11 protein-coding genes are annotated in these 12,048 nt (G+C 52.9%); 8 read left to right on the top strand and 3 right to left on the bottom strand.

Translation table 11 applies throughout. The annotated features are described in order from the left end of the window. Positions 1-334: 334 nt before the first annotated feature. On the top strand, positions 335-1,084 hold the full coding sequence (gene aqpZ, locus ACN06F_RS18020) for an aquaporin Z (protein WP_433924451.1): 750 nt from the start codon (positions 335-337) through the stop codon (positions 1,082-1,084). Here aqpZ and ACN06F_RS18015 read toward each other — a convergent pair. Then, positions 1,081-1,692, bottom strand: a complete 612-nt coding sequence (locus ACN06F_RS18015; RefSeq protein ID WP_120386021.1) for a DNA-3-methyladenine glycosylase family protein — start codon at positions 1,690-1,692, stop codon at positions 1,081-1,083. The genes aqpZ and ACN06F_RS18015 overlap by 4 nt on opposite strands. A 375-nt stretch (positions 1,693-2,067) precedes the next feature. On the opposite strand from ACN06F_RS18015, the gene ACN06F_RS18010 reads away from it, so the two are divergent. Then, positions 2,068-3,267 carry an MFS transporter gene (locus ACN06F_RS18010; protein WP_433924450.1) on the top strand — a complete coding sequence of 400 codons (1,200 nt, stop codon included), beginning with the start codon at positions 2,068-2,070 and terminating at the stop codon, positions 3,265-3,267. 7 nt (positions 3,268-3,274) lie between these two features. Here ACN06F_RS18010 and ACN06F_RS18005 read toward each other — a convergent pair whose 3' ends face one another. Further along, on the bottom strand, positions 3,275-3,970 hold the full coding sequence (locus tag ACN06F_RS18005) for an extensin-like domain-containing protein (RefSeq protein ID WP_038479748.1): 696 nt from the start codon (positions 3,968-3,970) through the stop codon (positions 3,275-3,277). A gap of 216 nt (positions 3,971-4,186) precedes the next feature. On the opposite strand from ACN06F_RS18005, the gene gmk reads away from it, so the two are divergent. From gmk to ACN06F_RS17985, 4 genes are all read left to right on the top strand, one after another. Next, positions 4,187-4,819, top strand: coding sequence for a guanylate kinase (gene gmk / locus ACN06F_RS18000; protein ID WP_433924449.1), 633 nt, complete (start codon positions 4,187-4,189; stop codon positions 4,817-4,819). Between the two features lie 89 nt (positions 4,820-4,908). Next, the gene (gene rpoZ / locus ACN06F_RS17995; protein ID WP_038479742.1) at positions 4,909-5,169 is read left to right on the top strand and encodes a DNA-directed RNA polymerase subunit omega; all 261 of its coding nucleotides are present in this window, start codon (positions 4,909-4,911) and stop codon (positions 5,167-5,169) included. Positions 5,170-5,213: 44 nt separating this feature from the next. Then, positions 5,214-7,346, top strand: a complete 2,133-nt coding sequence (locus tag ACN06F_RS17990; RefSeq protein ID WP_038479739.1) for a RelA/SpoT family protein — start codon at positions 5,214-5,216, stop codon at positions 7,344-7,346. Between the two features lie 137 nt (positions 7,347-7,483). Next, a complete protein-coding gene (locus ACN06F_RS17985) occupies positions 7,484-7,873 on the top strand; it encodes a RidA family protein (protein ID WP_009723285.1) in 390 nt (129 codons plus the stop codon). A 128-nt stretch (positions 7,874-8,001) separates the two neighbouring features. On the opposite strand, the gene ACN06F_RS17980 is transcribed toward ACN06F_RS17985, so the two are convergent. After that, positions 8,002-8,883, bottom strand: a complete 882-nt coding sequence (locus ACN06F_RS17980; protein ID WP_038479736.1) for an SDR family oxidoreductase — start codon at positions 8,881-8,883, stop codon at positions 8,002-8,004. 149 nt (positions 8,884-9,032) lie between these two features. Here ACN06F_RS17980 and ACN06F_RS17975 point away from each other — a divergent pair, with 149 nt between their 5' ends. Further along, positions 9,033-9,962 carry a hydrogen peroxide-inducible genes activator gene (locus ACN06F_RS17975; protein WP_038486431.1) on the top strand — a complete coding sequence of 310 codons (930 nt, stop codon included), beginning with the start codon at positions 9,033-9,035 and terminating at the stop codon, positions 9,960-9,962. Then, positions 9,959-12,037 carry an ATP-dependent DNA helicase RecG gene (gene recG / locus ACN06F_RS17970; protein ID WP_433924448.1) on the top strand — a complete coding sequence of 693 codons (2,079 nt, stop codon included), beginning with the start codon at positions 9,959-9,961 and terminating at the stop codon, positions 12,035-12,037. The genes ACN06F_RS17975 and recG overlap by 4 nt, the downstream gene beginning before the upstream one ends. The last annotated feature ends 11 nt before the right edge of the window (positions 12,038-12,048 follow it).

Below are 12,048 nucleotides of genomic sequence, written 5' to 3'. Positions count from 1 at the left end.
TTTTTAGCGCATAATGACTAGTGCGCTAATTGTTTCTTATTGTTTATTTTAATGTCGCTGGTGATATTTGTTTGCCCATTTTTAAAGGCTGTTATATAAAAGCTTGTCTTTGTTTCAGGTGCTTAGTTAAATGGTTTTTTACACTAATTCGTTGTAAAAGAAATTAACAATGCGCCTGGTATTTAAGAACTGGTTTCTTGCTTTAAATTAATTAAAAAAGTGTCGTGCACTGAGTGCGCGCATTACTGCGTACACATTAATGAGCGGCCTTATGGGTGCTTAATTAGCTGGCGCGGTATTCCCAATGATACTTGGTCATTAGAGGAGTAGGGATATGAAAAAGTACGCAGCGGAGTTAATCGGTACGTTTTGGTTAGTCTTGGGCGGTTGTGGCAGCGCGGTGTTAGCGGCGGCTTTTCCAGACGTAGGCATTGGCCTATTAGGGGTGTCGCTGGCTTTTGGTTTAACGGTTGTTACGATGGCGTATGCGATTGGACATATTTCGGGGTGCCATTTAAATCCTGCGGTATCGATAGGGCTTTGGGTGGGAGGGCGCTTTCCAGCTAAAGAGTTGCCTTACTATATTGGTGCGCAAGTACTGGGTGCCGTTGTTGCCGGTGGCGTGCTGTATCTGATTGCGAGTGGCCAAGCAGGGTTTGATGTGTCGGCTGGGTTTGCATCGAATGGCTATGGAGAGCATTCACCCGGCGGTTATAGCATGACGGCGGCGTTACTAACGGAAGTCGTAATGACCATGATGTTTATCTTCATCATTATGGGGGCAACCGATGGCCGCGCACCGGCAGGGTTTGCGCCGTTGGCGATTGGCTTGGGCTTAACGCTGATTCACCTGATCAGTATTCCGGTGACCAATACCTCGGTGAATCCAGCGCGTAGTACGGGCGTTGCTCTGTATGTAGGAGATTGGGCGACGGCTCAGCTGTGGCTGTTTTGGATAGCACCGATGATCGGCGCGGCGTTAGGGGCACTAGCGTATCGCTTTATTGCTCAGCCTGAGGCACTCATAGCGCCGCCAGCGCCTTCTGATCACGACGATGATCTAACGGGTAAGATCGTCCCTTAAAGCGGCTCTCCACGATAGTAGTGCCATAAAAATAGCGAACCCACGCTACGCCAGGGGGCCCAGTGTTCAACTAACTGGCGAGCCTGTTTAGGCGTGGGTTTGTCTTCCAGTTTTTTTAGACGGCCAAGCGCTACACGTAAGGCAAGGTCGTCGGCGGGAAATATATCCGCGCGTTGGAGCGAAAACATCAGGTAAATTTCGGCGCTCCAGCGGCCAAAACCACGTAGTTGAGTGATGGCGGCAATCGCCTCGTCATCGCTCAGCGTGGCCAACCCATCGGCGCTGAATGTGCCTGCAAGCTCTGCCTCCGCCAGCCCTTTGGCATAGGCTACTTTGCGCCAGGAAAGCCCTGCATCACGCAGCGCTTGGTCTTCAACATCGATAACTGCTTGCGCGTGCAATTCAGGTAGTAATGAAGTGACACGGCCCATAATAGCGCGCGCCGCTTCCGTCGAAATCTGCTGGCTAACAATCGTACTAAAAAACGTTGCGAAGCCTTGGTCGCGTTGGCGCGGTGCGGGTGCTCCCACGAGTGGATAAGCACGGGCAATATCGGGGTCTGCTTTAGCCAGTGCCTCCATGGCGTACTCGATAGTCTCTAGTGTCATGAACATTTCACCTGCTTATAAGTTTAAAAACACACTAACAAAACTAGAAAACCTCTGATTAACTATTGCGCTTGTCCATACTGCGTTAAAAATCACCTCGTGCGCGAGTCCGATCAAAATGCTCATTTACAACCCGTAAACTCGAACGCGAGCCCGGTCCTTTTTTCGTTGATTTTTGCCTTGTCTGGCCTGCGCTCATAACGTTAATCAGAGGCTCCCTGGGATATTACCGTTGTAATCCGTAGGAATTGCCTCGTTCGCCCGCTAACTTTTTTGGTGTTGCGTATTTCTACTTTTGTCTAATCCTGCGATCATTTGCAGCTATACAAGACCGTTTTGTTAAGCAGGTGTTGAATGCGCCTGGGGGAGAAAAGTATGCAGGCGTCGTCATCGGGATTGGCACGTAACCCGCGGTTGGCAGAAGTCGTGTTGGCGTTAGGCGGGTTTGGTATTGGCACCAGCGAATTCGTCATTATGGGGTTAATGAACCGTGTCGCGGAAGATCTCGCCGTTACGGTGCCACAGGTGGGCTATGCCATCAGTAGCTATGCCTTGGGTGTGGTCGTCGGTGCACCACTGATATCTGCCTTTGCAGCGCGGGTACCTAAGCGTGCGTTACTCATTGTGCTGATGTTGGTCTTTGCCGTCGGTAATATCGCCAGTGCCATGGCGCCCGGATTCTGGTCATTTGTAGGGCTACGCTTTATCGCCGGGTTGCCGCATGGTGCTTATTTTGGCGTAGCCGCATTGGTGGCCGCGGGTGCAGTGCCAGTTGATCAGCGGGCACGCGCTATTTCACGGGTAATGATGGGCTTGACGTTGGCGATTCTGATTGGCGCGCCGTTAGGCACGTGGACAGGTAATCTGTTTGGTTGGCAAATTGCTTTTGCAGCCGTAGGTGTTATTGCACTGTTGACTGCGCTATTGATTCGTTTGTGGGTACCTGTACAGCCGTTCGATGCCTTAGCAAGCCCGCTACGTGAACTGTCGGCATTGATAAAGCAGCGTGTATTGGTGACGGTGGCCATTGCCTGTATTGGCTGTGGCGGTATGTTTGCTATTTTTAGTTATGTGATGCCTACGCTTACTCAGCAAGCGGGTATGAGTGAAGCGCTGGGGCCGCTAGTGCTGGTCATCTTTGGTCTTGGCTCTATCGCTGGGAATTTAATTGGCGGTCGTGCAGCGGACAAGAACCTGATGCGTGCAATTCCCGCTACCTTGGTGTGGTGCGCAGTAATTCAGGGATTGTTCTATTTTGCTGCTAATAATGTTTGGACGGGGCTGTTATTTGTAGGATTAGTCGGCTCTAGTATGGCGCTAGCGCCTGCGCTGCAGACCCGTTTAATGGATGTAGCAGAAGATGCCCAGACGATGGCGGCTTCGCTAAACCATGCGGCTTTTAATGGGGCCAATGCATTAGGAGCGTGGTTAGCGGGGCTGGTCATTAGCGCAGGCTTTAGTTGGTCGAGCACAGGGTTAGTCGGTACCGGTTTAGCACTTTGCGGGCTGGTGATTTTTGCTTGGGGGCGCTGGCTTGAGAAACGCACTTTCACTACGGCTGAACGTTATCAATGAGTGTTTACTAACGACATAGCCTAAAGCCGCGCATGCCTAGGTGAAAGTGGTCAGCATGTGCGGCGTTGTAGTCTGGCCCCAACACGTTACCAAAGGTGTTGCAGGCGCCATCTCTCGCTGCTCTTAGAAATTCCCCGGTTTCGCCTTCGTCATCCCAGTGATTGATCAGCGTAATGTGCTGGCCATTTTCAAACTGAAATCCCACCACATCCAGTGCTTCAGCGGTGGCGTGTTCACTGCGCCTGCCTGTTTCGCGGCCATAGACGTTACGGCAGGCAAAGCTACCAACGTGATTGACTTGGGCCACACGGCTACCCATGATTTCCAGGGCGGCAGGTTGAAGGACATGGCGCTCGTACATTACCCAGGCCATCGCCATTGGGCAGGTGGCGACAAAACTTTGGTTAAAACGAACGCTGCTAGACTGCATACGCACGATATTCGTCAGTGGGCAGCTAGCGGTTGGGGAATAATCGGCTAAAGGTGTGTAACTAAGCTCGCTCTCTGGCACGGTGTCCAGTGCGGCTAAACAGGCACCCCGGTCATCGTTTAGACGTTTGAGCTTTAGCTGGGTGATGGGCGTTATTGGGTCATCGATATAGAGTGGCGCCCAGGGTGCCCAATGGCGGGGAATCTCAATCAGCCCTTTTTGGAACGCTACGCCCAGGGCAATTAAGCATAAAATAACGATCGTACTGCGCATAACGACCTCCTTGTGACTGCGCCGAAACGCTACAGTCCATAGCATAGGTGTGCGATACTGCGCGCTACTTTATTTGCAGAACCTTATTCGCAGTGCTTGATAAACAGTACAACGTATTGCCGTTGTGCTGTTTATCTTCATCAACGATCTTTCGCTGACTATCATTTCGCTATCTATCTTTTGCTAACTATCTTTCGCTAATTAGGGAAGCGCTTCATGTCCCAGGGTACGCTTTTTATTATTTCTGCCCCGTCGGGTGCTGGTAAAACCAGCTTGGTCCGCGAGCTGATCGAGAGCCTGGATGGTATTCAGGTCTCGGTATCACATACCACGCGAGCTAAGCGCGAGGGGGAAGTGGATGGTGTGAATTACCACTTTACTCACGTAGCCGACTTTGAAGCGATGATTGAGCGCGGTGAGTTCTTTGAGTATGCCAAGGTCTTTGATAATTACTACGGTACGTCTCGCTGTGCGGCGCAAACTGTTCTGGACGCAGGGCAAGACGTTATTTTAGAGATCGACTGGCAGGGCGCTCAGCAGGTACGTGAGCAAATGCCTTCGGCAGTGTCGATTTTTATCTTGCCACCCTCGCGTAGCGAACTAGAGCGGCGTCTTTCTAGCCGCGGAACCGATGAGCACGCAGTGATTGCTCGGCGTATGCGTGATGCCGTTAGCGAAATGTCCCATTTTGATGAATATGACTACTTAGTCATCAATGATGATTTCACCACAGCACTGCAAGAGTTGCAGTCGCTGGTGATCAGTCGCCGCTTAACACGTGAGGCGATGCAGGTGCGTCATGCGTCACTACTCGATGCGCTCTTGTCACAAGCGCCTAGCGTCGAGTAATCTAGCAGGTTCCATTACCACTTTTTTTGCTGGGCCCGCGGCGTTTCACCACAACGCTGGCCCAGCGTTGTCATTACAGGAAGGCCCCCATGGCTCGCGTAACCGTTGAAGATTGTCTGGAAAATGTTGAGAACCGCTTCAAACTGGTGATGATTTCTACCCAGCGCGCGCGCCAGCTTGCCCGTGGCTCCCGTGAAGCGCAACTGCCCTGGGAGAACGATAAACCTACCGTTATGGCACTGCGTGAAATTGCCGCCGGCCTGGTAAATCACACCGTGCTAGATGAGCCGGTTGAAGCTGCGGTTCGTACGCGCCCAGCAATGACGCCTACGACACATATCGACGACTAAGGTTGACTAGAGACTGGACTTAGAAGCGACTAGGGGCGCGGTAAATGTTCACCATTGATGACCTGGCCGATCGACTTGGCGGCTATTTACCTCCAGACGAAATACAGCAGGTCAAACGCGCTTTCTATTATGCCGAGCAAGCCCACGACGGCCAGCGCCGTCGCTCTGGTGAGCCTTATGTGACCCACCCGTTAGCGGTCGCTAATATATTGGCTAATATGCACATGGACCATCAAAGTTTGATGGCTGCCATGCTGCACGATGTCATTGAAGATACGGGTGTCTCGAAAAAGGCGCTGTCTGCGCAGTTTGGTAAGCCTGTCGCCGAACTGGTGGATGGTGTTTCCAAGCTGACCCAGATCACCTTTGAAGACAAAGCCGTCGCCCAGGCGGAAAATTTCCAGAAGATGGTGTTAGCGATGTCGCGGGATATCCGCGTCATCATCGTAAAATTGGCTGACCGTCTGCATAACATGCGCACGCTGGGAGCATTGCGCCCAGATAAAAAGCGCCGTATTGCCCGAGAAACGCTGGAAATTTATGCCCGTATCGCGGGACGTTTAGGTATCAATACGATTCGTGTTGAACTTGAAGATCTCTCTTTCCAGGCTATTCACCCAATGCGTTCAGAACGCATCAAGCGCGCGGTCGCCAGCGCGCGGGGGAACCGCCGTAGTGCGATGCGAGAAATTCAGTCATCGCTACAGCAGAGTCTGGACGATGAAGGGCTTAAAGGTACCGTGATCGGCAGGCAGAAACATCTGCTGTCGATTTATAAAAAGATGCGCGACCAGCGTAAGCCGTTCGCAGAAATTATGGATGTCTTCGGCTTCCGCATCATTACCGAAGATGTCGCTAGCTGCTATCGCATCTTAGGCGTGGTGCATAATCTCTATAAGCCCGTACCAGGGCGATTTAAAGATTATATCGCTATCCCAAAAGCCAACGGCTACCAAAGCCTTCATACTACGCTGTTTGGTCAGGGCGGGATGCCAATTGAAGTGCAGATCCGCACCCGTGAAATGGAGGCGATGGCTAATAATGGCATCGCTGCCCACTGGCTCTATAAAGCAGGGCAAACAACCCACCCCATTGCCGAAGGCAGCCATGCCCGCGCCCGGGCTTGGGTAAAAGGGCTGCTAGAAATGCAGCGCCATGCGGGTGACTCGCTAGAGTTTATTGAGCACGTTAAAAACGATCTTTTTCCAGACGATATCTACGTATTTACCCCTAAAGGCGACATCATGGAGCTGCCTCAGGGCGCAACGGTGATCGACTTTGCTTATAGCGTACACACCGATATTGGCAATAACTGCATTGCTTGTCGTATTGATCGCCATTTAGCCCCGCTCTCAACGCGTCTTGAAAGTGGCCAAACGCTGGAAATTATTACTGCTCCTGGGGCACGGCCTAACTTGGCATGGCTCAACTTCGTCACGACAGCAAAAGCGCGTTCCGCGATACGCCATGCATTGAAGCACCAGCAGCAGGCAGAAGCGGTTATCTTAGGGCGACGGCTGTTGAATAAGGCGCTGGCACCGTTTGAAACCAGCCTGGAAGAGATAGATGAAAGTGTTTTTACTAAAGCATTTAAAGAGCTGGATGTCGTTTCGCTAGATGCTTTGTTAGAGTCACTTGGCTTGGGCAATCGAATGGCCCATGTGGTGGCGCGGCGCTTGGTTGATATCTCCAATGGCGGAAACTCTGACTACGTTCTCAGTGGGGATAGTGAAAAAGCCGTCGTTATCAGCGGTAGCGAAGGTATGGTGATTAATTTTGCCCGCTGCTGTCATCCATTGCCGGGCGACCCCGTTGTCGGCCACTTATCCGTTGGCAAGGGGCTGGTGGTGCATCGCAGTGAGTGCAAAAACCTAGGTGATCGTAAAAACGACCCAGAGAAGCTGTTTGCTCTTGAGTGGTCGGACAGTATAGATGAAGACTTCCCGGTCGCGCTGCGCATTGAAATTGAGAGCCGTCGTGGGCTGGTGGCCGAGCTGGCGGGCGTGGTGACCGATGCCGACGCCAATATCGAGCGTATCGGCATTGAAGAGCGTGATGCGCGGCTTTCAATCGTTAATTTAACCTTATCGGTAAAAGGCCGAGTGCATCTTGCGCGCATTATTAAGCGTATACGCAACCTTCCTAATGTCGGCAAAATAACCAGAATGACCAATTAATCACCCGTTAGTAGGCTGCTGGCGATGGGCTGGCAGCAACTGCTATGGCGGACCATTAGAATTAATGTTTAACGCTATCACCCTATCTATAACATACGTCTAAAAATATATTAAACACGACAGGAGAGTGCTATCTCATGAGCAACAAAGCGGTTATTAATACTGATAAAGCCCCCGCTGCCATCGGCCCTTATTCTCAAGCAATTAAGGCTGGCAACACAGTGTATCTTTCGGGTCAGATCCCACTGAACCCGGCGACGATGGAAATTGTTTCTGACGACTTTGAGGCGCAAGCACGTCAGGTATTTACCAATCTACAGGCGGTATGTGAAGAGGCTGCCGGTACGCTTGGCGATATCGTCAAACTCAACTTATATCTTGTTGATTTGGATAACTTTGCGATCGTAAACAAGGTGATGGAAGAGTTCTTCTCGTCGCCTTTCCCTGCCCGTGCAGCGGTCGGCGTCAAAGCGTTACCCAAAGGCAGCCAAGTAGAAGCAGAAGCTGTGATGGTCATTGGCGACTAAGCCTCTGAGCCGAATGTCTTCAGCAACTGTCTTCACCAAAAACGGGCGAGCACTTTATCATTAAGTGCTCGCTCTTTTTTTGAGGGTAGTGCAAAGAGGTTAGTGCAAAGGAATTAGCACCGAAACGATTAGGCTTTTTGTGGTGTTAAGAAGCCGCCCTCTTTTAGCACCTGTGCGTAGCCTTCTTTGTAGGTTGGATAGCGAAATTCATAACCCGTTTCACGGATGCGGCTATTATCGCAGCGTTTGCTGGTGCGACGGCGCAGTGGTGACTGCATGGTCTCGGTAGATTCAACCTTGAGCTGTTTGGCTAACCACGCCATCACGTTATGCAGGGTGACGGGCTCGCAGTCGCTACCTAGGTAAAGGTCGGCGAGTGGCGCGCCTTTTTCCTGACAACGAATTAAGTGCGCCAGAATACCGGTGCAGTCATCACGGTGAATACGGTTGGAGTAGCTGACTGGCGTGACAGCGGCAATGCGGCCTTCCGCGACCTGATGAATCAAACGATCACGCCCAGGGCCGTAAATACCCGAAAAGCGCACGACCGTGCCGGGAATCTGATGGTTAATCAGCGCTTGTTCGGCATCGCACATCAGCTTGCCAGAAAAGCTGGTTGAACCGGTTGGGCTGTCTTCGCTAACGACCTCGCCTTCCTGCTGGCCATAAACACTGGTCGACGACACAAAAAAGATGCGCTTTGGTGGCGTTTTATGCTGCTCAAGCACGCCAAGCACACGATTGAGGCCATCCGGATAGGCGCTTTGGTAGGCACTTTCTTCGAAACGGTCAGCGCTGACAGTATAAATAACGTAGTCAGCACGAGGCAGGGCGTCAGCACCAGCGCCTTCAAGATCGTTAAGATCAAGCGCCAACGGCTCAATGCCCGTGTCTTTTAATGCCTCGACATGACGGCGCACGCCGATAACATGATGGCCTTCGCTGAGTAGCTCGCGCCCGAGCGTTATGCCGATATCTCCGCAGCCAATAATCAGTACCGTTAGCTTCACCTTGGTCACTCCTCTTGATTAATATTCCCTATCAGATACAAAGTCCCTATGAGATGTGCCATCTTCAATAGGGTTTGTTTGTCCTTTTCCATCTCGCTATCACGATGACCTGTAACGAGCTGCAACGAGAGGATGCCACTGGCACCACTATGACTTTAACAGAACTACGCTACATCGTAACCCTTGCCCAAGAACGTCACTTTGGTCGTGCTGCCGAACGCTGCCATGTTTCGCAGCCAACGCTCTCGGTGGCGGTAAAAAAGCTCGAGGACGAGCTTGATACACCGTTGTTTGAACGTTCCAAATCAACCGTGCAGGTCACCCCGTTGGGTGAGAAGATTGTTGCTCAAGCCCAGCGCGTACTGGAACAGAGCCGACTTATCTACGAAATGGCGAATGCTGGCAAAGACCAGTTGGCTAACCCGCTGCGCATAGGCGCAATTTATACGATTGGCCCCTACTTATTTCCCCATCTAGTGCCAGCACTGGCTAGCGCCGCGCCGCAAATGCCGTTGTATATCGAAGAAGGCATGACCGGCTCTCTGCGGGCAAAGTTACGCAGTGGCGAGCTGGATGTCATTATTGTGGCGTTGCCTTTCACAGAGACCGACGTAGTTACCAAGCCGATTTACGATGAGCATTTTGAGGTATTGATGCCAGCCAGCCATCGCTGGGTAAGTCGTGATGCGATCCACAAAGAGGATTTGTTAGAAGAGCGCTTGTTGCTGCTGGGGGAAGGGCACTGCTTCCGTGATCAAATTTTAGAAGCCTGTCCGGCGATTACCCAAAAGCTTAACAGCCCCAATAATACGTTGATTGCTGAGGGTGGTTCATTGGAAACCATTCGCCATATGGTGGCATCTAAATTAGGCATTACGGTACTGCCACAGTCGGCGCTGGGCACTGATCAGTATGAAAATGCCATGCTAGTGAGCCGGCCCTTTGTTGAGCCCGCGCCTTCGCGCACCGTTGCCATTGCGTGGCGGGCAAGCTTTCCTCGCCCAAAAGCAATTGATGCGTTAGCCAAGGCGATTAGCCAATGTCAGCAACCTGTACACACTGCTAGTCCATCCTCATGAGTGACCTTTCTGCATCGGTTTCGTCGCTGAAAGGGGTTGGTGAGGCGCTCGCGCTAAAGTTGGCGCGATTGGGAATAGACTGCGTAAGCGACCTGCTATTTCACCTGCCGTTGCGCTACCAGGACCGTACACGGCTAACGCCCATTGGCCTGCTGCGCGCAGGGAGTGAGGCGGTGATAGAAGGGGAAGTCACCGCGTGCGATGTTGTTAAGGGACGTCGGCGTAGTTTGTTAGTCAGAGTGCGCGATGGAAGCGGTATTTTAAGCCTGCGTTTTTTTCATTTTTCGCCTGCCCAGCAGCAACAGATGCGCCCCGGTGTTACGGTGCGTGCATTTGGGGAGGCGCGCGCGGGGGCAACAGGGCTGGAAATTTACCATCCTGAGTACCGGCTAAGCGGCGGTAACGATACACCGGTTGAGGAGTATTTCACGCCGATTTACCCGACCACTGAAGGGTTGCATCAGACGCGTTTGCGCGCACTTACCCAGCAAGCGCTTGTACTACTGCAGCGCTCCCCTGAGTTACTTCCAGACGTTATTCCAGATGCTCTGCGCCAGCGGTTCAACCTGCCTGGGTTACACGCTAGCCTGCAACTGCTACATCAACCGCCACCGGATGTGGACATTGAGCAGCTTGCCCACGGCCATCATCCCGCCACACGTAGGCTGGCACTGGAAGAGCTACTGGCTCACCAACTCAGCCTGCGTGAAGTGCGGTTACGTATTCAGGCGGATGGTGCGCCATCGCTGCCCTCGGGCCGCAGCCTGCAAACCCGCTTTTTAGCCCAGCTGCCGTTTGCCCTTACCGGTGCGCAGCGCCGCGTGCTGGAAGAGATTACCCTAAACCTTGCGCGGCCCGCCCCGATGCTACGGCTCGTGCAGGGCGACGTCGGCTCGGGGAAGACGGTCGTTGCGGCGATGGCGGCGCTTTCAGCGCTAGCGGGCAATTGCCAGGCGGCGATGATGGCCCCCACGGAAATTCTTGCTGAACAGCACTATCGAGCGTTTAAAGCCTGGTTTGAACCGCTGGGCATCGAAGTGGCTTGGTTGGCAGGTAAGCTCAAAGGTAAAGCGCGGTTAGATGCCAAAGCCGCTATTGCCGATGGTCGTGCGCGTATGGTGGTGGGCACCCACGCGCTGTTTCAGAGCGACGTACACTTTCAGTGTTTAGGGTTGGCAATTATTGATGAACAGCACCGCTTTGGGGTTCATCAACGCTTGGCACTGCGCGAGAAAGGCGAAGCGGGCGGGTTAACACCCCACCAACTAATCATGACTGCGACACCAATTCCTCGCACGCTGGCCATGAGTGCTTACGCGGATTTGGATGTATCGGTAATTGATGAGTTGCCGCCAGGGCGTACGCCGGTTAAAACCGTAGTGGTGTCTGATGAGCGGCGGCCTGAAGTGGTTGAACGCATTCGCAACGCCTGCAGTGATGGGCGTCAGGCCTATTGGGTGTGTACGCTGATTGAAGAGTCTGAGGTGCTGCAGTGTCAGGCCGCCGAAGTCACTCGCGATGAACTAACCCAGGCGCTGCCTGAACTCGCTATTGGACTGATTCATGGGCGCATGAAGGCCAGTGAAAAAGTTGAGGTGATGGAGGCCTTCAAAACGGGCGAGCTCGACCTGCTGGTGGCCACCACCGTTATTGAAGTGGGCGTAGATGTCCCCAATGCCAGCCTGATGATTATCGAAAACCCGGAACGCCTGGGGCTTTCTCAACTGCACCAGCTGCGCGGTCGAGTAGGGCGCGGCAGCACGGAAAGCTTCTGTGTGCTGCTTTATCACCCGCCGCTTTCGAAAAGCTCTCGGGAGCGCCTGGGGGTAATGCGTGAAACGACCGACGGTTTCCGTATTGCCGAAAAGGACTTGGAAATTCGTGGTCCCGGGGAAGTGCTCGGCACTCGCCAAACCGGCCTTGCCCAAATGAAAATTGCTGATCTTGAGCGTGACGCCGACCAGCTAGAGCGCGTCACTGCCCTGGCCCAGGCGCTTCAAGGCAACACTGAGGTCACCGCCGTATTAGTGCGGCGCTGGCTAGGCGAAGCCGCCGGGCGCTACGGGCAGGTGTAGGGAGTGATACA

It is taken from the genome of Vreelandella sp. 21, assembly GCF_050995515.1.
GTDB classification, from domain to species: Bacteria; Pseudomonadota; Gammaproteobacteria; order Pseudomonadales; family Halomonadaceae; genus Vreelandella; species Vreelandella alkaliphila.
This window is presented reverse-complemented; position numbering and strand designations above follow the sequence as displayed.